Annotated in this window: 28 protein-coding genes and 1 tRNA gene; 16 read left to right on the top strand and 13 right to left on the bottom strand. The window is 66.8% G+C overall.

What is annotated here, in order from left to right:
- Positions 1-2 precede the first annotated feature (2 nt).
- Positions 3-2,243: a DNA topoisomerase IV subunit A gene (parC, locus tag ACR9ZJ_RS03335; RefSeq protein WP_481281200.1), complete on the bottom strand. Its 2,241-nt coding sequence runs from the start codon at positions 2,241-2,243 to the stop codon at positions 3-5.
- Between the two features lie 97 nt (positions 2,244-2,340).
- Positions 2,341-3,378 (bottom strand): proline iminopeptidase-family hydrolase, encoded by a 1,038-nt coding sequence (locus ACR9ZJ_RS03330; protein WP_481281199.1) that lies wholly within the window; start codon positions 3,376-3,378, stop codon positions 2,341-2,343.
- A gap of 165 nt (positions 3,379-3,543) precedes the next feature.
- Between ACR9ZJ_RS03330 and ACR9ZJ_RS03325 the strand changes: the two genes are divergently transcribed.
- Complete coding sequence (locus ACR9ZJ_RS03325) at positions 3,544-4,791, top strand: acyltransferase family protein (RefSeq protein ID WP_481286872.1); 1,248 nt, start codon at positions 3,544-3,546, stop codon at positions 4,789-4,791.
- A 69-nt stretch (positions 4,792-4,860) separates the two neighbouring features.
- Positions 4,861-5,352 carry a nuclear transport factor 2 family protein gene (locus ACR9ZJ_RS03320; protein WP_481286871.1) on the top strand — a complete coding sequence of 164 codons (492 nt, stop codon included), beginning with the start codon at positions 4,861-4,863 and terminating at the stop codon, positions 5,350-5,352.
- A gap of 9 nt (positions 5,353-5,361) precedes the next feature.
- On the opposite strand, the gene ACR9ZJ_RS03315 is transcribed toward ACR9ZJ_RS03320, so the two are convergent.
- On the bottom strand, positions 5,362-6,192 hold the full coding sequence (locus ACR9ZJ_RS03315; protein WP_481286870.1) for an endonuclease/exonuclease/phosphatase family protein: 831 nt from the start codon (positions 6,190-6,192) through the stop codon (positions 5,362-5,364).
- A gap of 125 nt (positions 6,193-6,317) precedes the next feature.
- On the opposite strand from ACR9ZJ_RS03315, the gene ACR9ZJ_RS03310 reads away from it, so the two are divergent.
- The gene (locus ACR9ZJ_RS03310; protein WP_481286869.1) at positions 6,318-6,800 is read left to right on the top strand and encodes a hypothetical protein; all 483 of its coding nucleotides are present in this window, start codon (positions 6,318-6,320) and stop codon (positions 6,798-6,800) included.
- 17 nt (positions 6,801-6,817) lie between these two features.
- Here the strand turns inward: ACR9ZJ_RS03310 and ACR9ZJ_RS03305 are convergent.
- The 5 genes from ACR9ZJ_RS03305 to ftsY all read right to left on the bottom strand — a co-directional run bounded on the left by ACR9ZJ_RS03305 (position 6,818) and on the right by ftsY (position 10,511).
- Positions 6,818-6,893: transfer RNA gene (locus ACR9ZJ_RS03305), tRNA-Phe, on the bottom strand.
- Between the two features lie 66 nt (positions 6,894-6,959).
- On the bottom strand, positions 6,960-7,238 hold the full coding sequence (locus ACR9ZJ_RS03300; RefSeq protein WP_481286868.1) for an oxidative damage protection protein: 279 nt from the start codon (positions 7,236-7,238) through the stop codon (positions 6,960-6,962).
- Positions 7,235-8,281, bottom strand: a complete 1,047-nt coding sequence (gene mutY, locus ACR9ZJ_RS03295) for an A/G-specific adenine glycosylase (protein ID WP_481286867.1) — start codon at positions 8,279-8,281, stop codon at positions 7,235-7,237. The genes ACR9ZJ_RS03300 and mutY overlap by 4 nt, the downstream gene beginning before the upstream one ends.
- On the bottom strand, positions 8,278-9,330 hold the full coding sequence (locus tag ACR9ZJ_RS03290) for an AsmA family protein (RefSeq protein WP_481286866.1): 1,053 nt from the start codon (positions 9,328-9,330) through the stop codon (positions 8,278-8,280). The genes mutY and ACR9ZJ_RS03290 overlap by 4 nt, the downstream gene beginning before the upstream one ends.
- A gap of 29 nt (positions 9,331-9,359) precedes the next feature.
- The gene (gene ftsY, locus ACR9ZJ_RS03285; RefSeq protein WP_481286865.1) at positions 9,360-10,511 is read right to left on the bottom strand and encodes a signal recognition particle-docking protein FtsY; all 1,152 of its coding nucleotides are present in this window, start codon (positions 10,509-10,511) and stop codon (positions 9,360-9,362) included.
- 64 nt (positions 10,512-10,575) lie between these two features.
- Between ftsY and rsmD the strand changes: the two genes are divergently transcribed.
- The 7 genes from rsmD (at position 10,576) to ACR9ZJ_RS03250 (ending at position 16,550) form a co-directional block, all read left to right on the top strand.
- The gene (rsmD, locus tag ACR9ZJ_RS03280) at positions 10,576-11,145 is read left to right on the top strand and encodes a 16S rRNA (guanine(966)-N(2))-methyltransferase RsmD (RefSeq protein ID WP_481286864.1); all 570 of its coding nucleotides are present in this window, start codon (positions 10,576-10,578) and stop codon (positions 11,143-11,145) included.
- A 27-nt stretch (positions 11,146-11,172) separates the two neighbouring features.
- Positions 11,173-11,676 (top strand): pantetheine-phosphate adenylyltransferase, encoded by a 504-nt coding sequence (gene coaD, locus ACR9ZJ_RS03275; protein ID WP_306851747.1) that lies wholly within the window; start codon positions 11,173-11,175, stop codon positions 11,674-11,676.
- Between the two features lie 17 nt (positions 11,677-11,693).
- Positions 11,694-12,197: a hypothetical protein gene (locus ACR9ZJ_RS03270; RefSeq protein WP_429197731.1), complete on the top strand. Its 504-nt coding sequence runs from the start codon at positions 11,694-11,696 to the stop codon at positions 12,195-12,197.
- A 374-nt stretch (positions 12,198-12,571) separates the two neighbouring features.
- Positions 12,572-12,829, top strand: a complete 258-nt coding sequence (locus ACR9ZJ_RS03265) for a YfhL family 4Fe-4S dicluster ferredoxin (RefSeq protein ID WP_448096789.1) — start codon at positions 12,572-12,574, stop codon at positions 12,827-12,829.
- A gap of 64 nt (positions 12,830-12,893) precedes the next feature.
- Positions 12,894-14,609, top strand: a complete 1,716-nt coding sequence (gene ggt, locus ACR9ZJ_RS03260; protein WP_481281189.1) for a gamma-glutamyltransferase — start codon at positions 12,894-12,896, stop codon at positions 14,607-14,609.
- Positions 14,606-15,457, top strand: a complete 852-nt coding sequence (locus tag ACR9ZJ_RS03255; RefSeq protein ID WP_481281188.1) for an MBL fold metallo-hydrolase — start codon at positions 14,606-14,608, stop codon at positions 15,455-15,457. The genes ggt and ACR9ZJ_RS03255 overlap by 4 nt, the downstream gene beginning before the upstream one ends.
- 22 nt (positions 15,458-15,479) lie before the next feature.
- Positions 15,480-16,550: a TMEM43 family protein gene (locus ACR9ZJ_RS03250; RefSeq protein ID WP_481281187.1), complete on the top strand. Its 1,071-nt coding sequence runs from the start codon at positions 15,480-15,482 to the stop codon at positions 16,548-16,550.
- Here the strand turns inward: ACR9ZJ_RS03250 and ACR9ZJ_RS03245 are convergent.
- From ACR9ZJ_RS03245 to ACR9ZJ_RS03225, 5 genes are all read right to left on the bottom strand, one after another.
- On the bottom strand, positions 16,505-17,785 hold the full coding sequence (locus ACR9ZJ_RS03245; RefSeq protein WP_481281186.1) for an EAL and HDOD domain-containing protein: 1,281 nt from the start codon (positions 17,783-17,785) through the stop codon (positions 16,505-16,507). The genes ACR9ZJ_RS03250 and ACR9ZJ_RS03245 overlap by 46 nt on opposite strands.
- A gap of 54 nt (positions 17,786-17,839) precedes the next feature.
- The gene (locus ACR9ZJ_RS03240; protein ID WP_371022175.1) at positions 17,840-18,283 is read right to left on the bottom strand and encodes a flagella synthesis protein FlgN; all 444 of its coding nucleotides are present in this window, start codon (positions 18,281-18,283) and stop codon (positions 17,840-17,842) included.
- A complete protein-coding gene (gene flgM, locus ACR9ZJ_RS03235) occupies positions 18,280-18,588 on the bottom strand; it encodes a flagellar biosynthesis anti-sigma factor FlgM (RefSeq protein ID WP_481286863.1) in 309 nt (102 codons plus the stop codon). The genes ACR9ZJ_RS03240 and flgM overlap by 4 nt, the downstream gene beginning before the upstream one ends.
- 105 nt (positions 18,589-18,693) lie before the next feature.
- Complete coding sequence (gene flgA / locus ACR9ZJ_RS03230; protein WP_481281183.1) at positions 18,694-19,395, bottom strand: flagellar basal body P-ring formation chaperone FlgA; 702 nt, start codon at positions 19,393-19,395, stop codon at positions 18,694-18,696.
- The gene (locus tag ACR9ZJ_RS03225; protein WP_481286862.1) at positions 19,392-20,699 is read right to left on the bottom strand and encodes a methyl-accepting chemotaxis protein; all 1,308 of its coding nucleotides are present in this window, start codon (positions 20,697-20,699) and stop codon (positions 19,392-19,394) included. The genes flgA and ACR9ZJ_RS03225 overlap by 4 nt, the downstream gene beginning before the upstream one ends.
- Positions 20,700-20,855: 156 nt before the next feature.
- Between ACR9ZJ_RS03225 and ACR9ZJ_RS03220 the strand changes: the two genes are divergently transcribed.
- The 6 genes from ACR9ZJ_RS03220 to flgF all read left to right on the top strand — a co-directional run bounded on the left by ACR9ZJ_RS03220 (position 20,856) and on the right by flgF (position 25,466).
- Positions 20,856-21,773 (top strand): chemotaxis protein, encoded by a 918-nt coding sequence (locus ACR9ZJ_RS03220; protein ID WP_481281181.1) that lies wholly within the window; start codon positions 20,856-20,858, stop codon positions 21,771-21,773.
- A gap of 182 nt (positions 21,774-21,955) precedes the next feature.
- A complete protein-coding gene (flgB, locus tag ACR9ZJ_RS03215) occupies positions 21,956-22,375 on the top strand; it encodes a flagellar basal body rod protein FlgB (protein ID WP_481281180.1) in 420 nt (139 codons plus the stop codon).
- Positions 22,372-22,785: a flagellar basal body rod protein FlgC gene (flgC, locus tag ACR9ZJ_RS03210; RefSeq protein ID WP_306851719.1), complete on the top strand. Its 414-nt coding sequence runs from the start codon at positions 22,372-22,374 to the stop codon at positions 22,783-22,785. Before flgB ends, flgC begins: the two co-directional genes overlap by 4 nt.
- 8 nt (positions 22,786-22,793) lie before the next feature.
- On the top strand, positions 22,794-23,444 hold the full coding sequence (locus tag ACR9ZJ_RS03205) for a flagellar hook assembly protein FlgD (protein WP_481281179.1): 651 nt from the start codon (positions 22,794-22,796) through the stop codon (positions 23,442-23,444).
- 20 nt (positions 23,445-23,464) lie between these two features.
- Complete coding sequence (gene flgE, locus ACR9ZJ_RS03200; protein WP_481281178.1) at positions 23,465-24,691, top strand: flagellar hook protein FlgE; 1,227 nt, start codon at positions 23,465-23,467, stop codon at positions 24,689-24,691.
- A gap of 34 nt (positions 24,692-24,725) precedes the next feature.
- Complete coding sequence (gene flgF / locus ACR9ZJ_RS03195) at positions 24,726-25,466, top strand: flagellar basal-body rod protein FlgF (protein WP_481286861.1); 741 nt, start codon at positions 24,726-24,728, stop codon at positions 25,464-25,466.
- Positions 25,467-25,518 lie beyond the last annotated feature (52 nt).

Genomic DNA, 25,518 nt, shown 5'->3' with positions numbered 1-25,518 from the left:
CCTCAGCCCGTCGTCTCGATCCGCTCCACGCGCCGCAGGCCGCGCGGCAGGACGCCGCCACGGGTGGCGCGGTTGCCGCCGTACTCGACGAGATCGGCCCAGCGAAGGGTGAGCTTGCGCTGGCCCGCGTAGAGGGTGACCTCGCCCTTGCCTTCGGCGACCACGGCGACGCCGACCACGCGCTCTTCGCCCGAGGCCAGCTTGGCCTTGGGCACCTCGATGAGCTTGTTGCCCTTGCCCTTGTCCAGTTCCGGTAGCTCGGCCACCGAGAACATCAGCAGGTGGCCTTCGCTGGTGACGACGACGATACGGTCGCGCGAAGGATCGGCGGTGATCGCCGGCGCCAGCACGCGGGCGCCATCGCTGAGCGAGATGATCTGCTTGCCTGCCTTCTGGCGGCCCGTGAGCGCCTCGAAACGGGTGACGAAGCCATAGCCGAAATCGGTGGACAGGATGACGCGGGTATCGTTGTCCGCGGCGACCACAGCATCGAAGCGCGCGCCCGCCGGCGGGCTGAACCGGCCGGTGAGCGGTTCGCCGTTACCGCGTGCGGAAGGCAGCGTATGCGCGGGCGTGGCGTAGGCGCGGCCGGTGGAGTCGATGAAGGCCACCTGTTGAGTGGTGCGCGCGCGCGCCACCGCCAGCAGGCTGTCGCCATCGCGGTAGGAGAGCGCCTCGCCGTCGATGTCGTGACCCTTGCCGGCGCGCACCCACCCCTTCTGCGAGAGCACCACGGTGACCGGCTCGGACACGACCAGGGCGCTTTCGTCCAGTGCCTGCGCGGCGCTGCGCTCGATCAGCGGGGAGCGGCGCTCGTCGCCGTACTTCTCGGCGTCGCTGCGCAATTCGTCCTTGATGAGGCCCTTGAGCTTGGCCGGCGATTTCAGGAACACGTTGATGCGGGCGCGCTCTTCCTCGAGCTTGTCGCGTTCCTCGTTGATCTTGAACTCCTCGAGGCGCGCCAGCTGGCGCAGCTTCGTCTCGAGGATGTAGTCGGCCTGTTCGTCGTCCAGCTTGAAGCGCGCCATCAGGATCGGCTTCGGCTCGTCCTCGGTACGGACGATGCGGATCACCTCGTCGATGTTGAGGTAGGCGATGCGCAGCGCTTCCAGCAGGTGGAGGCGCCGTTCCACGCGGCCCAGGCGATGGTTCAGGCGGCGGGTGACCGTGTCGGTGCGGAAACGCAGCCATTCGCTGAGGATGACCTTCAGGTCCTTCACCTGCGGGCGGCCATCCAGGCCGATCATGTTCAGGTTGACGCGGAAGCTCTTCTCCAGGTCGGTCGTGGCGAAGAGGTGTTGCATCATCTCCTCCACGTCCACGCGGTTCGAACGCGGCACGAGCACGAGGCGGATCGGGTTCTCGTGGTCGGACTCGTCGCGGAGGTCCTCGATCATCGGCAGTTTCTTCGCGCGCATCTGCGCGGCGATCTGCTCGAGGATCTTCGAGGGGGAGACCTGGTGCGGAAGGGCGGTGATGACGATATTGCCGTCATCGCGCTCGTACACGGCGCGGGCGCGGATCGAGCCGGTGCCGTTCTGGTACATCGCGAGGATCTCGCGGCGCGGCGTGATGATCTCGGCCGTGGTCGGGTAGTCCGGCCCGTGCACGTGCTCGCAGAGGTCGGTGATCGTCGCGTCCGGGTCGTCGAGCAGGCGGATGCAGGCGCTGGCGACCTCGCGCAGGTTATGAGGCGGAATATCGGTGGCCATGCCCACCGCGATGCCCATGGAGCCGTTCAGCAGCACGTGCGGTACGCGCGCCGGCAGCCAGGAGGGTTCCTCGAGCGTGCCGTCGAAGTTCGGCACCCAGTCGGTCGTGCCATGGCCGAGCTCGGACAGGAGCACTTCCGCGATCGGCGTGAGGCGCGACTCGGTGTAGCGCATGGCCGCGAAGCTCTTCGGATCGTCCGGCGAGCCGAAGTTGCCGTGGCCATCCACCAACGGGTAGCGGTAGGAGAAGGGCTGGGCCATGAGGACCATGGCCTCGTAGCAGGCCGAATCGCCATGCGGATGGAACTTGCCGATGACGTCGCCGATGGTGCGCGCCGACTTCTTCGGTTTGGCCGTGGCGGCGAGGCTGAGCTCGCTCATGGCATAGATGATGCGGCGCTGCACCGGCTTCAGCCCGTCGCCCACGAAGGGCAGGGCGCGGTCCAGCACCACGTACATGGAGTAATCGAGATAGGCCCGCTCGGCGTAGTCCTTGAGCGGGATCTGTTCGTAATTGGCTTGCAAATTCATGGGCTTGAGCATCCGGCTGGCGCGCCACGGCGCGTCGTTAACCGGACGATGGTGCCAGAAAGGCGTCTCAGGAGCGAAGACCGGGTGCGAGCGTCCATCAGTTCAACGGCTTGCCGGCGTCCACGTCCTTCAGGAACTTGACCAGGCCCGCGAAGTACGTCTTCTGGTCGTCGTACATCGCCATGTGCGAGCCCTGCGGGCAAAGCAGGAAGCGGGCGTCGGGCATCTTCTTCGCCATGGCTTCCATGTAGGCGGGGTCCATGGTGTCGTAGCGGGCGCCGATCACCAGGGTGGGCACCTTGATGGTCTTCAAGGCCTGGCTGCGGTCCCAGTGCAGCAGCTTGCCGCTGGCGCCCAGCTCGCTGGGGCCCTGCATGGCCACGTAGATCTGCTGGTTGAGGCGCGAGAACGCCCGCTCCACCGGGTCGGGCCACTGCGCGGCCGGCATGCGCAGGACATGCTGCTCGTAGTGCATGGGCATGAGCAGGGCCATGTACGCCGGGTCGTCGGTCTTGTGCTCCGCTTCCAGGCGCTTCACCTCGGCGAGCTTCTTCTGGTCCATCGCCGGCATCAGCACCTTGCTGGCGTAGGCGTTGTACGCAGGGATGCTGTCCATCATGTTGGAGATGATCAGCCCCTTGAGGTGCTGCGGGTACTTCAACGCGTACTCGATGGCCAGCACGCCGCCCCAGGAATGACCGAGGAGGTAGAAGTTGTCCTTGTCCAGGTGCAAGGCCGTGCGCACCTGCTCCACTTCCTCGACGAAGCGGGGGATCTCCCACAGCGATTCGTCCTTGGGATTGTCGCTGAAGGCCGAGCCGAGCTGGTCGTAGTAGTAATACTCGATGCCTTCACCGGGGAAATAGCTGTCGAAGGCCTCGAAATATTCATGCGTGGCGCCCGGGCCGCCGTGCAGCAGGAGCACCTTGATGCGGGGATTGTTGCCGACGCGCTTGGTCCACACCCTGAACTTGCCCTTGGGCGTGTCGATGACGATCGTCTTGACGCCGCCGGAGAGGACGTCGTCGCGACCGGTATTGTCGAAATACGAAGACGCCGTGGCGGGAGGCGCCGTGCCCGCGTGCGCGCACAGCGCGACAAGGCAGACCATGAGGGCGGCAAGTAGTCGTCGCATTGAAATACCCCTTCAAGAGTGATGATCGTCGTCGGCACATGGCGATGGCCTCCCCGGCCCTCACGCCACGCTCACCTTCCCGAAGCGTACCCGAACGAAATATCCTGCGTTCACCCGTGAGCCAAGGCCGGCTTGTTCCCATGGTCGTTTTCGACGGGAAGGGCGATGGTCAAGGACCTCTCGGCGGACGGCCTGCGTGGGCTCGCCGCGGCGAACGTATTGTTGTGCCACCTGTTCCTGGCCTTCCTGCCGGGTGGCTTCGCCTATATCTACCCGGATACGACGACGCCCGGGGCCATGCATGGCGTGGTCGACCATGTCATCGCGTTCCCACCCCTGGCCGTGCTGTGGAACGGCCAGTTCGCGGTATGCATCTTCTTCGTGCTCAGTGGCTACGTGCTCACCAAGTCGTTCCTCGAAACCGGCGACCTGGGGATATTCCGCCTGCGCGCGTCACGCCGTTACCTGCGTCTTGGCGTGCCGATCTTCGGCTCCGTGATGTTCGCGTGGCTCGTCATGCGGATGGACTGGAGCCACGCCGCGGAGGCGGGCTGGCTGTCGGGTTCCACCTGGATCGCCGACTTCTGGAAAGAGCCACCCGATCTTGTCGAGGCGCTGCGGGACGGCACGTACCGGACCATCCTGGGCGGCTGGTCGCATTTCAATCCCACGCTGTGGACGATGAAGATCGAGTTGCTGGGCTCGATGTTCGTCTTCGCCTACCGTTCGCTGAACCTGCCCGGGCGGCGGGGCGGACTTGGCTTTGTGCTCGCCGTCGCCGGCCTCGCCTGGTTTTTTCCGCACGACTGGCCGTATTACGCCGCCTTCCTGGCGGGCAGCCACGTGGGCGAAGCGCGCCTGACGATGTCGAAACCGCTGCTCGCGGCAGCGGTGGTGGTGGCGGTGGTTTGTGGAGGATTCGATGTCTCGCCGTGGTACGACTGGACACGCGTCCTGCCGTTGGCCGACAACGAGCGAAAAGCCTTCTTCAACGTGCTGGGCGGCGTGCTCCTGCTCTACGTGGTGAGGTGCGGCGTGCTCGACCGGGTGCTGCAAAGCCGCCCGGCGCAGTTCATGGGGCGTATTTCCTATGCGTTCTATCTGGTGCACCTGCCGATCCTGCTCAGTTTCTCGGCGTGGTTCTTCGTGGTCATGAACGAGCGGTTCGCAGCCGATCCCACCGTCGCCGCGATGCTTACCGTGCCGGCCACCTTCGCGGTGGTGATCGCCGTGGCGGTGGCTTTCGACCGCAGCTTCGATCGCTGGGGCATCCTCCTGGCCCAGCGGGTCTTCCCGGCGCCGCGCATACGGGTGAAAACCGTCGCGGTGCTCGGGTCCGCCGGAGTCCGCAGGCGCGTGCGCTACCTTCGCCGCCGCCCGGCCGAGCGGCAGGCACGCCGGAACGGAGGGTGACGAACGGGCCATGCGCGCGGATCGGTCACGCCGGATGATCCGGCAACATCCCGATGACGAGAGACGCTCATGTCGCCATACAGAACGGCCCTGCTGTCCCTCGCGTTCCTTCCGCTTGCCGGAACGGCCGCCGCCGCCGAGGGCACGCCCGAGGCCGCGGTCGCCCGCTACATGAAAGCGGAACACGACTTCGATCTTGCCGCTCTGCGCGCGATCCTGCTGCCCGATTTCGTCGAGGTATCGCCGCGCGGGGAAGTGGACGAGCACGACGCCGTGCTTGGTTTCTATGCCCCGGAAAAGAAGGGCGAAATGCCACCTATGTCATTCGACGACGTGAAAGCACGCGTCCACGGCAACAGCGCCTTCGTCACGGGTACCGTCGTCTTCACGGTGAAAGGCATGCAGCGGCACCTGACCCTCGGCGCCAGCGTCGTCAAGGGTGCCGACGGTTGGCGCATGGCATCGGCGCAATACACGCCCGTGCCGCCGAAGACGCCGCCGTTGCCTCCCGTGGCGCCGCAGCCGCCGGCGGCACCGCAAGCGCCGGTTCCCGGCGGCTGAGCCTTCGCCTTAAAGCGTGAAGTCGGCCTGCACCGGAAAATGATCCGACGGATAGCGCCCATCCTTCGATGAGGTGACGGTCTTGACCGACGTCGCCTCGACACCTCGGTAGAGGATCCAGTCGATCCGTTTCGTCGCCTTGCCGGTGAAGTCGTGGAACGTCTCCGCAGGGCCGTCCTGCTTCGGCGCGGTGTTCCAAGCATCCTTCAGCGAAGCGGTGAGCGACTTGTGCGTTTCGCTGTCCGGGCCGGTGTTGAAGTCGCCGGTGAGGATCACCGGCACGTTGGCTGGCAGCTTCGCGATCCACGCGGCGATTTCGCGCGCGCTGCGCGAGCGGGCGTCTTCGTCCTGGTCGCGATAGGGGAAATGCGTGTCCAGCAGGTAGAAGCGCTTGTGGTCGCTGGTTCGTTCGAACAACGCCCAATTCACCATGCGCGGAAAGACGTTACCCCAGGTGATGCTCGCCACCTTGTCCGGCGTATCCGAGAGCCAGAAGTCGCCGGATTCGATCACTTTCAGGCTGTCCTTCCGGTAGAAGATGCCCATGTGCTCGTCGCCGTGGGCGCCGAAGCGGTCGCGGCCGAACCATGTGTATTCCGGCAGGCGCTCCACCGTGTCGTCGCCCTGTTGCTTGTACAGCTCCTGCGTACCGATGACGTCGGGATGCAACAGGCGGATGGTGTCGGCGAACAGGTCGCGGCGCTTGTCCCAGCCATTGGCGCCGTCCTTGCCGGTCATCGTGCGGACGTTGAACGTCATCACTTTCAGGTCGGCCGCCGCGGCGGGGAGGACGGTCGCCGCAATGGAAAGGGCGAGGGCGATGCGAGGGAGAAGGGTCATGGCTACCTGCTTCTGCGGGACGATCGCCCGACTATAGCGGTGCGCCCAAGTCGGTGTCGTGACCTGTGTCGATATCGGGCGGGTGAGGCACAATGAGCGGTCCCGGACGATTGGCGGAGGCTTGCATGGCGACACATGGCGACAAGGCATCCGAGAGCGGGCGCAATGGCCGCAAGATCGCATTGATCGTGATCGCGATCGCGTTCATCGCCTCGGCGACGACGGCGATGCTCGCCTTCACGGCGTCGCACCGTGCGCGCGAGGCCGATGCCAAGGCATTGGAGGCCGACGGTAGCGACCTGCGTGAAATGATCGCCGATGGGCGATCGATCCGGATCGATGCGGAGAAGGCGGCCCCCGAGGATCGTCAGCCGCATGTGGATCGCCTCATCATTCGTATCAACGCGCTTTCCGACTGGAAACCGCGCACCCCCTGCGGACAGGAGACACGTGATCGCTTGCGCGGTGTCATGGAAGAGCGTGCGCGGCGATTGATGCGTGACGAGAGCGGGCAAGGTGCGGGCACGCCGCCCGCCGATGAAGCGGACCTGTTCGCGTCGGTATGGCGACAATGCGCGACCGAGCCGGGCAAGGACGTAAAGATCTGACGGGATGAAGAAAGAGATGGTGGCCGAGGACGGAATCGAACCGCCGACACGGGGATTTTCAATCCCCTGCTCTACCAACTGAGCTACTCGGCCACGGGTGCCTGCAACGAGCGTTGCGGCGAGTGGAGCCGCGTATTAAATCCGCTGGGAGCGTCTGCGTCAAGCGTCCCGTTCGGGCGGAACGTAGCCGGCCGGCTGGACCACGTCGCCGCCGAAGAAGTATTTCTCCATCTCGCCGCTGAGGAAGCCGCGCGTCTTCGGATCGAGCGGGGAGAGCCGCATCTCGTTGATCAGCATGGTCTGGTGGGCGAGCCACTGGGCCCATGCTTCCTTCGAGACGTTCTCGTAGATGCGCTTGCCGAGTTCGCCGGGCCAGGGGGCGAAATCGAGGCCTTCGGCGTCGCGGCCGAGTTTCACGCAGTGGACCTGGCGCGTCATGGGGATATCTCCGGAAGATTGTCGAGCAGCGTGCGTACCGGGGCCGGCAGGCCGAGCGCCGCGATCTCGTCGCGGCCGCACCAGCGGCGGTCGGCCCGGTCCGCCACGGCGGCGAGTGGGGCCGCATGGTCGAACAGGATGGGCGATACGTCCAGCTTGTAATGGCTGAACACATGGGTGAACGCCGGCAACGGGTCCGCATCGCCGACGCGGGCGAAGGCGGATGCCACGCTGCCGGCCGCATCGGGGTCCGCCGCCTCGGGCAGGCTCCACAAGCCCGACCACACGCCTTGCGGGCCGCGCTTCTCTAGCAGGATGCGGCCGCCCGCGTCGCGCAGGAGCAACATGGCGAGCGAGCGCGTCGGCACCTTCTTGCCGGGCCTGGCGGTGGGCAGCGTGGCGGTGAGACCGTCGCGATGGGCAACGCACGAGGCGGCTTGTGGGCACAGCAGGCACAGCGGCTTGCTACGTGCGCAGACCGTGGCGCCCAGGTCCATGATGGCCTGGGTGTAGTCGGCCGTCCGTTCTTCCGGCGTGTGCTCGTCGGCATGCCGCCAGAGCTGTTTCTCGACCGCGCTTTCACCGGGAAAACCGGCGACGCCGTGATATCGCGAGAGCACGCGCTTCACGTTGCCGTCGAGGATGGGAAAGCGTAACCCGTGCGCCTGGGCGAGGATCGCGCCCGCCGTGGAACGGCCGATGCCGGGTAGGGCGATCAACGCGTCGAGGTCGCGTGGCAGTTCGCCACCATGTCGTTCGACGCACAGCTGCGCCGCCCGATGCAGGAACCGCGCACGACGGTAATAACCGAGGCCGGACCACAGGGCGAGCACCGTGTCTTCGTCGGCCTCGGCCAGGGCCGCAAGGCTCGGCAGGCGTTCCACGAAGCGCTGGAAATAACCGATGACCGTGATCACCTGGGTCTGCTGCAGCATGATCTCCGACAACCACACGCGATACGCATCGCGTGGGTGCTGCCAGGGCAGGTCCTTGCGTCCGTGGTGGTCGTACCAGCGGAGCAGTTCGCGCGCGAAGGTATTCATGGAGACACGCTGGGCCTGGCGTTCGCACTCGACGACGCCGTGGCGGGAACGCTGGGCGTGGCGCGGATGCGCAATCCTTTCACGTGCACCGGGCCGGCATCGACGGCCTTCGCGTCGACGGTCCCGAGCAAGGGCGGCAGCGTGGGCGAGCCACCGGCGTTGATTCCGCTCCACCATTCGGCGAACGCGATCGGTGGAATGCGCAGGTCGGCGTGGTCGTTGTCACCGTCGAGCTTGATCGCGATATAAAGCGGATCCTGCTGGTTGGCCGGCGTGACATCGAGCACGATGTCGTACGGCGTGCTCGATGCGCGCGTCATGCGGCCAGCCAGCGAAGCGCCGACGTCCGCGCCGCCACGCCACGTGGCGTCCCCGCGCAACATGGTCGAGAAGGTGGGTTTGCTCGCCACCTCGAGTACGAGGTCGTTGAGCGTGAGGACGCCACGTGCCAGGCTCGGCGTGGTCTCCAGGTCCAGCGTGTACGGCGAATCGCCCGCCGTGCTGGCGGCGAGCGAAAGGTTGAATGGACGTCCATTCGCCAGCCGGCCAGCATCGATGTCCACGTTGGAGAGGAAGAGCTGGTTGCCGCGGGTGAGCGTGCCGCGGCTGACGCGGAAGCCCGCGTCGATGGTCGGCAGGATCGCTCCCGCCGTGGACGGGCGCGAGGGCAGGGTGTCGAGGTAGGCGGATACCGCATTCAGGTCGATGCGCGCGCCCTCGACCTCCAGCCGGGAGATCCGCGTGCCTCCGCCGGTCAAGGTGCGCCAGGGAAGAACGAGCTTTCCGCGCGAGGCGACGATCATCGGCGTGCCGGCACCTTCGGCGCGCAATGTGAGTCCTTCCAGTTCCAGCGCTGGTTTCGGCCAGAGGGTGGGGCTGGCGGGACTGGCCAGGGTGAGATCGAGGCCGGCGGCGCTGGCGCGGGATTGCAGCAAGGCGGTGAAACGCTCGGGTTGGAGCACCACGTACGTGGCGATGAACGCGGCCAGCACGAGCACGACGATCGTGCCGCCGGCCGCGTAGAGCCCGATCCGCAGTCGACGGTTCATCGCCGCGTATCCTGCGCCATCGCCTTCACTCAGCCGCCGAGGCTCGCCGGGAGCAGGCCATCCACGAACGCCTCAGCATCGAATACGCGCAGGTCGGTAGCCGTTTCGCCGAGGCCCACGTAGCGGATCGGCAGGCCGAATTCTCGGGCGAGCGCGAACATCACGCCGCCCTTGGCGGTGCCGTCGAGCTTGGTGACGACAAGGCCGGTGACACCGGCGGTGTCGCGGAACTGGCGCAACTGGCTGATGGCGTTTTGCCCGGTGGTGCCATCGATCACCATCAACACTTCGTGTGGTGCCGCCGTGTCCAGCTTCTTCATGACGCGGGCGATCTTGCCCAGTTCATCCATCAGCCCGCCCTGGGTGTGCAGGCGGCCGGCGGTGTCCGCGATCAACACCTGCGTTCCGCGCGACCGCGCCGCTTGCAAGGCGTCGAAGATCACGCTGGCCGAATCGGCATCCTGGCCTTGCGAGACCACGGGCACCTTGTTGCGCTCGCCCCAGGTCTTCAGTTGCTCGACCGCGGCGGCGCGGAAGGTATCGCCGGCGGCGAGCATCACGCCGCGGCCTTCGTCGGTGTAGCGCCGCGCGAGCTTGCCGATGGTGGTGGTCTTGCCCACGCCGTTGATGCCGACGGTGAGGATCACGAAGGGCGAGGCCGTGGAGACGTCGAGCGGTTTCTCGACGGGCTTCAGCAGGGAGACCAGTTCGTTGCGCAGCGCCTTGAGCAGCTCGCCGGAATCGGCGAACTCGCGTTTGTGCATGCGCTTGCGCAGATCCTCCACCAGGCGGGAGCTGGCTTCGACGCCGACGTCCGCGGTGATCAGCGAGGTTTCCAGCTCGTCGAGGAGGTCGTCGTCGAGCTTGGGATGACGCACGAAGAGCGAGGTCAGGCTCTTGGCGAAACCGCTTCCGGAGAGGCGCTCGCGCCAGCTGCGCCGGGCCGGCTGCGCATTGTGCTGTTCGGCTTCGCGCGCGGCCTCGACGACGGCGGTTTCCTCCGCCTCCGGTTCGATCTCGGGAGCCTGGGGTTCCGGCGCGGCGGTCTCGGCCAGCGTCTCGGCGATGGCGGAGCCGACCTCGGCCGACGCGGGGTCGGCGGTCCGGTCGACGCGCTCCTCTGCGGCCGGAGACTCGGCGGTCTCGGGTTCGGCGGGCTTCTTCTTCCAGAACTTGAGCATTGCGCGAAGGATTCAAAGACAATAGGCGAATGCTATCACCCCCGCCCTCACTGGCCGCTGAGCGATGAGCGCTCCCGGCCGCATCCGCGTCATCGGCGGAACCCTGCGCAATTCACGGATCGAAGTCCCCGACCTGCCGGGCCTGAGGCCCACGCCGGAGCGCGTTCGCGAGACCTTGTTCAACTGGCTCCAACCCGTGGTGGGTGGAGCGCGCTGCCTCGATCTGTTCGCCGGCACCGGTGCGCTGGGCATCGAGGCGCTGTCGCGCGGTGCCGCGGCGGTCACCTTCGTGGAGCGCGAGCCACGCCTGGCGACCGCGTTGAAGGCTAACCTGGCGCGCTTCAAGGTATCCGGGGAAGTGGTGGGCGACGATGCCAGCCGGTGGCTGGGCGGAGCGGCGCGGCTGTTCGACCTCGTCTTGCTCGATCCACCGTTCGCCCTGGACACGTGGGCGGATACGGCACGTGCGCTGGAACGAGGCGGCTGGCTGGCGGCGCACGCGTGGATCTACGTGGAGTCGCCCCGTGGCGCCGTCTTCGCCTTGCCGGACAACTGGCTGCCGCACCGCCAGGGGCAGGCAGGGGAGGTGACCTACGCCCTCTATCGCCGCACACCTGCCGATCCGTTAAGCTAGCCCGCGTTTTCTCCCGACCCGCCATCCATGACCCCTCTGCCGGCCAATCCGCGTCTCGCCGTTTATCCCGGCACGTTCGATCCCATCACGAACGGCCATGCCGACCTCGTGTCGCGGGCGGCGCCGCTGTTCGATCGCATCGTGGTCGCCGTCGCGGAAAGCCGGAACAAGGGCCCGGGCTTCAGCCTGGGCGAGCGCATAGCGCTGGCCCGCCTGGCCCTGGCCGACCTGCCGAACGTGGAAGTGCGTGGCTTCGACTGCCTGCTCGCCCACTTCGTCACGGAGATCGGCGCGGGCGTGATCCTGCGCGGCCTGCGCGCCGTGTCGGATTTCGAATACGAGTTCCAGCTCGCCAGCATGAACCGTCACCTGATTCCCCAGGCCGAGACGCTGTTCCTGACCCCGGCGGAGCAATACAGCTTCATCTCCTCCTCGCTCGTGCGTGAAATCGGTCGCCTGGGTGGCGATATTTCCGGCTTCGTGCATCCGGCGGTGCAGCAGGCCATGCGCCAGCGCTGGCGCAACTCTTGAAACCAAAGGTGATCATCATGCGTAAGTTCGTCCTCGCCGCGTCCGTGGCCCTGACCGCCGCCCTGGCCCTCTCGGCCTGCAACAAGTCCGAAGACACCGACCAGGCTGCCACGCAGCAGGAAGCCGCTGTCGCGAAGCCGACCAATCCGACCGATACCAAGGCCTGGAGCCAGTATTTCGGCCAGATCGTGCGGAAGAACATGCAGGGCATGACGGCCGATCGTCCGTTCCCGTACTTCGTGCCGGCCGGCGACGACCAGGCCGGCCAGGACGGCCGTGCCCGCCAGCTCGAGAACGTGCAGGGCACCGTCGCCCGTGGCGTCACCCCGGGCAACATGCTCGTGTTCGGCGGCCCGGAGTCGGCCAAGACGGCCGACCTGATGGTCGAGGCCTTCAAGGGCGCGAACCCGGGCTCGTTCAAGAACGTGATCGTGCTGTTCATCGGTGACCAGGCCGACCAGCAGCGCGTCGCCGACGCCGTGGGCCCGAGCGGCGCGACGTTCCGCTTCGTCGCGATGTAATCGAGCCGGGTTGCCGGTTCGCATGAAGGGCGCCGCTCGCGGCGCCCTTTTTTTGCGCGCCCGCCGGGCGAGTGGCGCTCCGTGGCGCCGCGTCCCTGGTGGCAGCCGAGCCTGGTGGCAAGCCGAGCCTGGTGGCCGCCGAGCCTGTGAGAGCCGAGCCTGTGGGAGCCGACTTTGTCGGCGATCCCGCGGCAGCGGGCCAGTTCGAGGCAAGCACCCATCGCCGACAAGGTCGGCTCCCACAGGGGGCGGGGCAAGCACCCAATCGCCGACAGGGTCGGCTCCCACCAGGGCGCGGCTCCTGCCAGGTGGGCTTTCTAGCCAGGTCGGCTTCCATCGCGGCCGGGCGGACGCAGGTAGGGTAAAATGCGGAAATGTCCCTGCTTATCCTCGATACCTGCGTCAACTGCGACGTCTGCGAGCCCGTGTGCCCGAACAAGGCCATCTCGCTGGGCGAGCAGTACTACGTGATCGATCCGAACCTGTGCACCGAGTGCGTCGGCCACTTCGACAATCCGCAATGCGTCGAGGTGTGCCCGGTGGAGTGCATCCCGCACGATCCCGACCATGTGGAAACGCGCGAACAACTCATGCTCAAGTACGAACACCTGATGGCGAAGGCCGCTTCGTAAACGCTTCACGGGCGTCATGGGTTAATCTCAGGGATAGCGATATCCCTCCCGGAGAGAATTCCCCATGGTCCATGCTCCGTCGTGGCGCGTACTTGCCACGAGCCTGTTCCTCGTCGTCGGTGCCGGCCACGCTGCCGCCAAGGATGCTCCCGCTTCACGGGGTCCCGGGCAGGCCGCGATCGCCAGCGCCAATTTCCTGGCCACGAATGCCGGATTCGAAGTACTCGCCAAGGGCGGCAACGCGTTCGACGCGGCCGTCGCGGTGTCGTCGACACTGGCCGTGGTGGAGCAGCAGAGTTCCGGCATCGGCGGTGGTTTCATGGCCCTGCTGCACAAGGCGTCCGATGGGCGCGACGTTTTCATCGATGCCCGCGAAACGGCGCCGAAGGCCGTGGACATGAAGGCCTACGTCGGCACGGACGGCAAACCGAACCGCGACGTGTCGACCAACGGTCCGCTGTCGGCGGGCATTCCGGGTGAGCCCGCGGGCCTGGCCTGGATGGCCGGGCATTACGGCAAGCTGCCCTTGTCCGCCTCGCTGGCCCCGGCGATCCGGATCGCGAAGGAGGGCTTCCAGCCCGACGCGCGTTTCATCGGAACCATCGAAGACCGCAAGGACGTCCTGGCGCGCTACCCCGCATCGGCGGCGATCTACCTGCCTGATGGCAAGGTGCCCGCGCAGGGCTGGACCTTGCGCCAGCCCGACCTCGCGAAGACGCTGGAACGCCTTGCCGCCAAGGGCGCCGACGGTTTCTACAAAGGCGAGACCGCGAAGCTGCTGGTCTCCGCCTCGCGCGGTGCCGGTGGCAACTGGACGGCCGCCGACCTGGAGGCCTACCGCGTTAAGGAGCGCGAGCCGCTGAGCGTCGACTACAAGGGCTATCGCATCGTCACCGCGCCGCCGCCATCGTCGGGTGGCGTGGCGATTGCCGAAGTGCTCAACATCCTCGCCGGTTTCGACCTCGGCAAGCTCGACGTGGCCCACGCCACGCACCTGACCATCGAGGCGATGCGACGGGCCTTCCGCGATCACAACGAATACCTCGGCGACCCGGACTTCGTGAAGATGCCGCTCGACATGCTGCTGTCGAAGTACTACGCGGACGGCCTGCGCGCGACCATCTCGCCGGACAAGGCGACGCCGTCCGATTTGCTGCCCACGGCCATGTCGGCCGACCCGGGCATGCACACCACGCATTTTTCCGTGATCGACGCCGACGGCAACATGGTGGCGTCCACGCTCACGGTGAACCTGGAATTCGGCTCGGGCTTCGTCGCCGAGGGCACGGGCGTCGTGCTCAACGACGAAATGGACGACTTCGCCCTGGTCCCGGGCCAGCCCAATGCCTTCGGCCTGCGCGGCGCCCTGGCCAACGCTCCGGAGCCGGGCAAGCGCATGCTTTCGTCGATGTCGCCCAGCTTCGTCTTCGGTGCCGATCGCACCGCGGTGATCGGCTCACCGGGTGGCTCGACCATCATCACGCAGGTGCTCGAAGGTATCCTTGCCTTCATCGACGGCAAGAGCGCTTCCCAGATCACGGCGCAGAAGCGCTACCACCATCAATACCTGCCCGATCGCGTGGACGTGGAAGCGGGGGCGTTCGACGAGGCCACGGCCAAGGCGCTCACGGACATGGGCCACGTATTGAGGAACCGGTCGCCGTGGGGTTTCATGAACGTGGTCACCTGGGATCACCGGACCAACACGCTGGATGCCGCCACCGATCCGCGCCGTCCATCGGGCCTGGGCAAGGTCGGTGCGGTAAAATCCGTCCCATGAAGCTCTGGTCACTGATCGGCAATTCGCAAAAGCTCGACGGCGGCGCCATGTTCGGCAATGCGCCGCGCGCCATGTGGGCGCGCTGGATCGAGCCGGACGAACAGAACCGGATTCCGCTGGCCTGCCGTTGCCTGCTCGTCACCGGGCTGGACGGTCGCAACGTGCTCTTCGAGACGGGTATCGGCGCGTTCTTCGAGCCTGCGATGCGCGAGCGCTACGGCGTGGTGGAGGAGAGGCACGTGCTGCTCGACTCGCTCGCCGAGGCGGGCCTGGGCCATGAAGACATCGACGCGGTGGTGCTTTCGCACCTGCATTTCGACCACGCCGGCGGTTTGCTCGCCCCATGGGCGGAAGGCGAACCGGCACGGCTGCTGTTCCCGAACGCGCGCTTCCTCGTCGGGGCGGCGCATTGGGAACGCGCCAGGGACCCGCATCCGCGCGATCGCGCCTCTTTCGTTCCGGACATCGTCCGGTTGCTGGAAGAGAGCGGCCGGCTGGAACGGGTGGAAGAGGGCAAGCCATCTTCGCTGGGCGAGTCCGTGCGCTTCGAATTCTCCGAAGGACACACGCCGGGGCTGATGCTTGCCGAAGTGGGTGGCGTGGCGTTCTGCGCCGACCTCATTCCCGGGCGCGCCTGGGTGCACCTACCGGTGACGATGGGATACGACCGCTGGCCAGAGAAGCTCATCGACGAGAAAAAGGCCTTCCTCGACGACAAGATCGCGCGTGGCGTGAAGCTGTTCTTCACGCACGATCACGACTGCGCGCTGGCGAAGGTGGAGAAAGACGATAAGGGCCGCTATAGGGCGGCCGATACGCTTGGGCGACTGGCCGGGCTCGATGTCTAGGCGAGCAGGGGATGGGGGCAGGATGTCATCGAATTACGGGATGAACCAGACGGGGATGGCCTTGGGGACCCGGCTGGCCGGCGCCGTGTTGCTGCTGGCCGGCCTGGGCCTCGTCGCGTGGAACGAACGCCGCGTGATGGATTACACCGCCGCGCTGGCCCGGCACGGCTCGCCGGTGCTCGACCTCGGCGCGGAGGGGCGTCCGGCGTCCGGGCAATACGGTGCGCTCACCCGTGTCAGCGGCATGCCATTGATCGTCGAAGCACCACGCGACCCGGAATTCGACATCCGCGCGGAATCGCCGATCCTCATCCGCCACGTGGAGATGTTCCAGTGGCGCGAGATCACCGTGGGTGGCGCCTCCCACTACGAACTCGACTGGGTGGACCGCCCGGTCGACGCCACGAATTTCGCCAAGCCAGCCGGGCACGTGAATCCGGGCGCCTTTCCGATACAGGGCAGGCAATTCGAAGCGGGCGAGGTGAAGCTGGGTAACTTCAAGCTGTCCGAAACGATCCTGCGTGCGTTCCCGGGACGCGTGACCGTTCCGCCGGACGAGAAGAAGCTGCCGCCGAACCTCGCCGCCACCTTCCAGCGCGCCGGCGATGCGTTGGTCACGAGCGCCAAGCCGGCCAATCCCCGCCTGGGCGATCTGCGCGTCAGCTGGGAAGCGGTGCCTTTGCAACCCATGACCGTGCTGGCCCGCATCGACGGCGATAAGTTGGTGCCGGCCGCCAGCCGCGATGGCGACGATGGCTTCGACGTACAGGTGGGCGAGCGCAGCCTGCTCGACGTACTGCCCGCGCTGCCCGAACCGCCGGGCGCCGTCATGCTCGCGCGCGGGGGTTCTTTCGTGCTGGCGATACTCGGCTCGCTGCTGCTCGCTTGCACCAGTCGTCTACGTAACGACGTGCTGTTCGCCATCGGCATCGGTGCGGTGGTGGTATCCGCCGTCGCCGGCGTCATGTGGCTGGCTGGCGACGCGATGACGGCCAGCGTCTGGTTGCTGGTGGCCGTGCTGGGCGCGGGGCTCGCGATCTGGCGGGTTCAGGCCTCGGCTTCGACGGCCGCCGTGCCGTCGGCGAAGGAGTAGACGTGGTCGGCCCAGTTCGCAGCCTCCACGTACATCGCCGCCATCGTATGCACGTGTTGCTCGCGTAGCGCCGTGTCGCTTTCCAGTTCGCCCTGTTCCCAATGGCGAATCTGGTCGAGGATCGGGGCGAACGGGCCGGTTCCTTCGAGCAGGGCCTCGCGGATCTCGATCGCCAGCGGCAGGTGTTCGAGCACGTAGGCCATGGACACGTTCATGAGCGTGTCCAGCAATGAGAACAAGCCGGCCGTGAAGGCCATTTCCTGCAGTTCGGGCTTGATGGCTCGCGCGAGCTTCTCGCACATGTGCGCGCGGATCAGGGCAAGGCGGAGCAATTCCGGCGGACGCTCGTCCATGCCCGATACGGCCATGGTGAAGATCCAGTTGCGCATGCGGTTGACGCCGAAGAACACCGCCGCCTGTTCCACCGACTTCAGCTGGCGGGGCAGGGCGAAGTACGCGGAGTTCACGCAACCCAGCAGCTTGTAGCTGAGGATGGCGTCGTCGCGGATGATCTTGCCGAGTTCGACGGGGCCGTTCTCGGGATCTTGCAACGCACCCATGAGGCGAAGCACGCCGAGCTTGCTCGGGCTGAGCCGTGGCATGTCGACGCGTTCCGGGCGGAGCAGGTACTTGCCCTGGAAACCGTCGACGTCCTGGTCGGCGTAGTCGACGAAGGTTTCGTGCGTATCGACGCCGGTGACGATCACCTTCACGCCGAACGCGTGCACGTAGTCCATGTGCGCGCGGGCGGCCACGGGGTGACGATGGTCCACCGCCACCTTCGCGAATTGTACGATGCGCAGCAAGGCATCGACGCCGGCCCGGTGTTCCGGATCGGCGGGCAGGTTGAAATCCTCGAGCATGAAGAGGCAGCCATGGCCTTTCAGTTCGCGGAGTTTCACCAGGAGTTGTTCGTCGGTGCCGACATCGGCGCTGATGCTGGCACCGAGCCGCGCGTTGTGGCGCAGGATGTCGGCGTGCTGCAACAGCAGGTCGCGCGACATGTGCAGGAACGCGCGGTTGTCGCGGACGAGGCGCTTCAGGCTGCCGTCGGCGATCGCGCTGAGCGTCGCTTGTGTATGGGCGAGCGAAGCGGCGTCGATATCGCTGCCGATCGGCCGGGGAAAGAGCAGTTCATAAGCGAACAGGGACTGCTTCTTGTCCAGGATGGGCACACGGACGATGGGGAGGATACCGTCGTCGTTCACCGCTGCCGGCTGGGGATGTGCTGCCATTGCTTCCTTCTTGCGCCGTCTGGGTGAGCCTTGAGTGTCGCTGCTTCGTTCCGGTCAAACCTGTGCAAGGGTCGCGGAACGAAGATTCACTTTCGCCACGCCGTTGCGGCCGTAGGTCGAGCCGCCCGGCGATTCGCCGGAGATCAGGGCGAGTGCCTGGCGGACGTGGCCCATTCGCTGGGCGACGATACGGCCGTTCACTTCATTGAGCTGCCTGCATTCGCCCAGGCGCTCGAGGGTGTGCAGCCAACGCGGGTCGAGGAGGCTGTCGATGCCGGCCGCGTCGCCCAACTGGCGACGCTCCACGTCGAGTTTCTCGATCCGGTCGAGCAGCTTGCCTTTCGCCCGGCCGGCGGCTTCCAGCGCCTGCGGATCCGCCTGGCCTAGGGCCATGCGCTCTTCGACCAGGCTGGCATGCAGGGCGTCGACCTCACGGGCGAGGTCGCCCATGACCGCGACGAGCGCGGCATCGAAGTCGGGGCCGAGCGGGCCGGTCATGCCTTGCCACCGCCCATCTGGCCTTCCAGCGCGAGGAACTTGCTGGCGATGGCCTGGGCGTCGGGCTTGTAGGTGCCATCGGCGAGGCGGGAGCGGATCTCGTCCACGCGCTTCGTGTCGATGTCGTCCCCGCGGCTCGCGGCGTCGAGCGCCTTGGCCGAATCCGTGATCTTGACGCTGTCGTCGCTCGGGCGCACCGAACCGGTGCCCTGGGTCGAACCGGCGGAACCGGCGGCCGGGTTCTGGGTGCGGAGCTGCACCTGCGGCTGCGGGGCCTGGAGGCCGGGTTTGATGGTCGTCGTCATGGGTGTATCCCTCGGATCATTTTTTCCGTCAGACCTTTATCGGCGGTCGGCGGGCGAACTTTAGCCGGCCCCGGGCCGTGAAGTGTGACCTGGTTCGGATTTCGTTCACGGCAGGACCGCGACGGTGCCGGGGCCGCTCACGATCGCATCGAGCACCTTGCCCGACGAGGCGTTGCGGACCTTGAGCCGCGCGCCGGTATCGCCGGCACCCATGGCCACGCCCTCGGCGTGGATCGTCACGCCATCGACGCTGGCTTCCATGCTGACGGCGTCTCCGATGCGCACGGCCTGGCGGCCGGCGAGCATGCCGGGGGTCAGCACGGTGCCCGCGCCGAGCGGCCGGGCCAGCGAACGGCCACCGATCTGCTCGAGGTCGGCCACGTAACCGTAGGCGAGCGTGGCGACGTCGCGTTCTTCGGCATGGACGTCGCCGGCACCGATGCCGTCACCGCGGGCGAGCGGCCTGCTGGTGACCAGCACGTTGGTGAGCATTTTCACCCGCACGGGCACGCGCACCGTCCAGCCGCCAGGAACGGGGCAACGGACCGTCACGCTGACCCGGGCGCCGAGGGGGCGATTGCCGGGCAGCGACGCGTCCAGCGGTGCGGTGCATTCGGCCAGGCGCAGCCGGCTGTCCAGGGTGCCGGCCTCGGCGATCATGCGGGCGCCGGGCAGGTTGCGATGCTGTTGCAGCCAATCGACGGCGGTGCCGCGTATCGCGTCCAGCGATTGGCCCGCTTCCGCGGACGGGGGAAGGACGACGAGCGCGGCGAAGGCGAGGCCGGTGGCGAGGACGCGATGGATCACGCGGCGCGTTCCGCCAGCGACGTGGAAAGGCCCTGGGCGATGGCGTCCAGCTCCTTCACGAGGCCCGGCAGCATGTGTCCGGCATCGGCGTGGCGGCCTTCGCCCAGGGTGATGGCGTACTGCGAAGCGAGGACGGAGAAACGCTCGCCGGCGGCGCGGATGGCATCGGCGGCATCGTCGGGCCGGCGCGCGCGGAACTGGTCGATGCAACGCATCATCGGCGTGGTGTCGAGCCAGCGGCGGTCGAGGCTGGACGGGTCGCGCGACGCGAGTTCGAGGGCATAGCGCAAGCCCTGGCTGGCTTCGCGGATCATCTGGCTGAGGCTGGCGGCATCGAGGTTGCCCTCGGTTTCCAGCTTCGCGAGGCTCAGGCGATGGGCGAGGACGGCGGCGCGTGCGGCCGCGTCGGCCTGGCGCCGCGCGTCGTTGCCGATACGGCCGAGCGAGCCTTGCGTGGCCTGGATCGCGGCGATGCGGCCTTGCAGCGCACCCATGCCTTCGCGTGCGGCCTCGAGGCTGCCGCGCGCCCCGCGCACGGCGTCGTCGACGCGTCCGAGCGAGGCCTGCATGCCGGCGATGCCGGACTGGGACTGGTCGAGGCGGCGCAGGCTGGTCTGCACGGCCTCGTCGAGATGCCCGGAGAATTCGCCCACCGCCTGGGTGACCTGGTCGATCTCGGCGGTCGCCTGCGTGGTTTTTTCCGCCAGTTGCTTCACTTCGTCGGCCACCACCGCGAAGCCACGACCGGCTTCACCGGCACGAGCCGCCTCGATCGCGGCGTTCAACGCGACGAGATTGGTCTGGTGGGCGATGTCCTGCACCGCGGCCGTGAGCTTGCGGATGGCGGTGAAATAATCGGCGAACTGGGCATGGTTGCGGCTCATCCCCGACAAGGCGCTACGCAGCAGGCGCAGTTGGCCGTCGAGTTCGGCCGACGTGGTTTGTCCCTGGTTGCCGGCATCGGCCATCCCGGCGACGCCGGCATGGGCCTGGTCGATCGCCGTCGAAATCCTGGCGCTGGCCTCCGTCAATCGACCGGCGGTATCGCGCGCGCCTTCGACGGCGGTGCCGAGTTCCTGAAGGGTCGTGCCCAGCGCCTGGGCGTTGGTCAACACCATGCCCTGTTGCTCGATCGCCTGGATGGTCGTCGCCGCCGCGGTACGTGGCTCGGCGGGCTTGAGCAGGGCACCCAGCGCGCTCGCGGCCGCCGGATACTGGGCGGCGAGCGCCCGCACGCGCGCGGCGTCACCGCTGGCGGCGGCGTGGGCTAGGAGGCGGACGTGCTGGCTCCAGAGGAGGGTCATGATTTCGCTTTCGCTTTGTCGGGTAGTCGCCTCACTACATCGGTAGGAAGGCCGGCTTCTTGAGCCAAGCAATCGTCGTGCCATGAGGCGCGCCTCAAGCTCGCCCGCCCCCGGCCGATACGTTCCGCGACATCTTCCGTAGACGCACGCGCACCCATGGCCCGACCGCTCCTCGATACCGTGGAAACCTTCACCCGCCTCGCGGGCCATAACCGCGTGGCGATGCTGCTGTTCCGGCTGGGCGACGGCCAGGCCTTCGGCATCAACGTGTTCAAGGTGCGCGAGGTGCTGCGCCGGCCACGGCTGGAGCGGATGCCCAGCATGCACGAGCTCGTCGCGGGCAGCTTCGACTACCGCGGCAGCACCATCCCGGTGGTCGATCTCGCCGCGGCCATGGGCTACCCATCGCTCGCCGCGGAGGACGGAGCGCATCTGATCGTGACCGAGTTCAACCGGTCGGTGCAGGGTTTCCTTGTCTCCGACGTGGACCGCATCGTCCACGTGGACGGCGGCAACCTGGCGGCGCCGCCCGCCGCGTTGGGCTACGGCCCACGTGTGAACGCGGTGACCCGGTTGGACGGCAACCTGATGGCGGTGGTCGACGTCGAGCAGGTGTTGGCCAGCGTCGATCCACGCGTGGCGGAATTGTCCGAACGCGTGCAGCAGGCCGCCCATGTGCAGCAGGCGTCGAATCGCCGCGTGCTGGTGGTGGACGACTCCCTCGTCGCCCGGACACAACTGGTCGAACTCTTCCGCAAGATGGACCTGGAGTGCGTGGTGGCCAAGGATGGCAGCGAAGGGCTCGACATGCTGCGCAGCCTGGCGATGGGGCCGGCCGCCGAGCGGATCGCCCTGGTGGTGTCCGACATCGAGATGCCGGCGATGGACGGGTACGCACTCACCCGCGCCATCCGCGAGGACACCCAGCTGCGTCACCTCAAGATCCTGCTGCACAGTTCCCTGAGCGGCGTGTTCAACGAGGCGATGGTGGAACGGGTCGGCGCCGATCGCTTCATCGCGAAGTTCCAGCCTGACGTGCTGGCTACCGCCGTGCTCGAGTTGTTGCCGGCCTGATGGCGGCCGGCGCCCTGTCAGCGATGTGACGCAGGCGGGCGCCGGAATTCCGACACGGCACCGCGCGGACCCGGCCACCCATCGTTGAAAACGGCGCCACGACGCCGTTTCACCCGCACCTTCCTCGCGTGGCACGCGAATTGCTCAACCCCTCGGGCCAAGGTCACGAGAGGGCAGAGCCCATGATCGACAAACCCGATGCGCTGTTCGGCGTTCACGCCCAGGCCCTTGGCCTGTGGCAGAGCCGTGCCGAGGTGATTTCCTCGAACCTCGCCAACGCCGATACCCCGGGCTTTCTCGCCCGCGATCTCGATTTTCGCAAGGTGATGGCCGCCGCCACCGGCGCCGTCGACGGCAACACCCTGCAGATGACCGCCACGGAGGCAGGACACATCGGCGGCAATCCCGCCATGGCCCTCGCCGATGCGCAGAAGCTCGCTTACCGCGTCGAGACCCAGCCGACGATGGACGGCAACACCGTCGATACCCAGGTGGAGCAGGCGCAGTTCGCCGCCAACGCCATCCACTACCAGGCGTCGCTCGGCTTCATCAACGGGCAGATCCACACCATGCGCCTCGCCATCACAGGGTCCAGTTCATGAGCCTGCTCAAGATCTTCGACGTCGCCGGTTCCGGCATGGCCGCGCAATCGGCGCGTCTCAACACCACGGCCAGCAACATGGCCAACGCGGACAGCCTCGCCAGCAGCGAAGCCGGAGCCTACCGGGCGAAGCAGCCGTTGTTCTCGGCGGTGCAGCGCCAGGTGAACGGGCAAATGGAAAACGAAGGCGTGCGCACGCTCGGCGTCACCGAAAGCCAGGCGCCGGTGCAGTCGCGCTTCGAGCCGTCCAACCCGCTCGCCGATGCCAATGGCTATGTGTATTCGAGCAACGTCAATCCGGTCGACGAGCTGGTCAACATGATCTCCGCGTCGCGCTCCTACCAGAACAACGTCGAAGTCATGAACAGCGCCAAGCAGCTCATGCAGAAGACGCTGGACCTCGGCAAGTAAGGATTCCCATGGCAGTCGATACCGTCAACGGCAGCTCAACGCCCACCACCCAGTCTTCCTCGGGCCAGCTTCAGCAGCAGACGCTGAGCCAGTCGGATTTCCTCAAGCTGATGGTCACCCAGATGACCAACCAGGACCCGACCAAGCCCATGGACTCCACCCAGATGGTGGCCCAGATGGCGCAGTTCTCCCAGGTGGCCGCCACGCAGGAACTTCAGCAGTCGTTCGACTCGCTGGCCACGAACCTCAGCGGCGACCAGTTCGTGCGTGCCGCGGCCCTGGTGGGCCAGGAGGTGCTGGTGCCGTCCACGGCCGGCAAGCTCACCGACGGCACGTTCGGCGGTGCCGTCAATGTCGGTACGTCGGGTACCTACGTGAACGTGCAGGTCAAGGATTCGGCCGGGAACGTCGTCCGCACGATATCGCTGGGCCAGCCCGACGCCGGCCTCGTCCCGTTCACCTGGGACGGCAAGTCCGACGACGGCACGCAGCTCGCCGATGGCGTCTACAAGATATCCGCTACTTCCGGCGGGACCGCGATCGATACCTTCGTTCGCGGCAAGGTGGAAGGCGTCGGCGCCTCGGGTACCGACGGAACCTACGTGCAGGTGGCCGGCTACGGCGGTGCCCTGCTCAGCCAGATCGCACAAATCCTGTAATTCCAGCGAGGAAACCCACCATGCCTTTCGACATCGCCCTCAGCGGCATCAACGCGGCGTCTTCCGACCTGGAAGTCACCGCCAACAACATCGCCAACGTGAACACGGTCGGCTTCAAGGGCTCGCGCGCCGAGTTTTCGCAGGTCTATTCCGTCGCTGGCGAGAACCTCTCGGCCACGGCCGCCGGCAGCGGCGTGCGCCTGACCAACATCGCCCAGCAGTTCGGCGACGGCAACGTCACCCAGACCGGCAACTCCTACGATTTCGCCCTCAGCGGCGCGGGTTTCTTCACGCTCCGTGACGGCGCGGGTTATTCGTACTCGCGCGCAGGCAACTTCCATCCCGACGAGAACGGCAACATCGTCAACGCCACGGGCCAGTTCGTGCAGGCCTACCCGCCGACCGCCGCGGGCGGCTTCGACATCAGCAGCCTCACCGACCTCAAGATCACCAACGGCTCCAGCCCGGCCAAGGCCAGCTCCGCCATCGGCCTCACGGCGAACCTGCCGTCCAACGCCACGGCGCCGACCGGCGGCGCGTTCGATCCGACGAACGACCAGACCTACAACAACCTGTCGACCTTTCAGGCCTACGACTCGCTCGGTGCTTCGCACACGGTCAACCTGTACTACGTGAAGGACGCGACCGCGGCGAACACGTGGAACGTGAGCATGACGGTGGACGGCACGCAGGTCGGCACCCCGCAGCAGATGGCCTTCAATTCGGGCGGCGCGCTGGTGCCGACCAACGGCGGCAAGCTGAATTTCGGCGCGGTATCGCCGAACCCGGGCGCCGCGCCGATGGACCTGACCATCGACATGAACAAGGTCACGCAGTTCGGCAATACCTTCGCCACCACGGCCGTGCTCAACGACGGTTACGCGGCCGGCACGTTCTCCAAGATCGACGTGGCGAAGGACGGTACCGTCTCGGCCATCTATTCCAATGGCGTGTCCACGCCGCTGGGCCAGCTGGCGATCGCCACCTTCGCGAACAACCAGGGCCTTCGCCAGCTCAACGACACCAACTGGGTGCCGTCGTCGGAATCGGGCCAGCCTATCCGTGGCGTCGCCAACTCCGGCGATGTCGGCACGATCCAGGCCGGTTCGCTCGAATCGTCGAACACCGCCGACCTGACCGCCCAGCTGGTCAACATGATCAAGGCGCAGCGCAACTACCAGGCGAACGCGCAGGTGATCTCGACCGACGACAAGCTGACCCAGACCATCATCAACATCCGCAACTAAGCGCGCCCGCGCCCGACGGCTTCCGAGGACCACCATGGACCGCTCCGTATATGTCGCGATGACCGGCGCCACGCAGATCATGCGTGCGCAGGCCGAGGTGGCACACAACCTCGCGAACGCCAACACCGCTGGATTCAAGGCGGAACTGTCGGCCTTCCAGAGCCTGCCCGTGCAGGGCGACGGCCTGCAGACCCGCGTCAACGGCGTGGCCCAGGGCACCGGTTGGGACATGACCGCGGGCAACCAGATGCAGACGGGCAACGACCTCGACATCGCGGTGCGGGGCGACGGCTGGATCGCGGTGCAGACGCCGGACGGTACGGAAGGCTATACCCGTGCGGGAAACCTGCGCATCGATGCCGACGGTTTGTTGACGGACATGCGTGGCAACGCCGTGCTTGGCGGTGGTGGCCCGATCACGATCCCGCAGGCTTCCAGTGTGAAGATCGGCTCCGACGGCACGATTTCGGTCGTGCCCCTCGGCGAAACCCCGGCCACCGTCGCCACCACCGACCGGATCAAGCTGGTCAACCCGGGCAACGACCAGTTGGCGTACGCCAGCGATGGCCTCATGCACATGAAGGACGGTACCCAGGCGCCTGCCGATGCCAACGTGCGTGTCGATGCCGGCGCGCTGGAATCCAGCAACGTCAATCCTTCCGACGTGCTGGTGAAGATGATCTCGCTGTCCCGCGAGTTCGAAATGCAGGTCCGCTCGATCAAGACCGCCGACGACAACGCCCAGTCGGCATCGAAATTGCTACAGGTGGGGTAACCACCGCCGGGCGACGCAAAACCGTCGCCGGCATGTAAAGCGCCCGCGCGCA

This window comes from Luteibacter sp. KNZ12-1A, from assembly GCF_056755675.1.
This window is presented reverse-complemented; position numbering and strand designations above follow the sequence as displayed.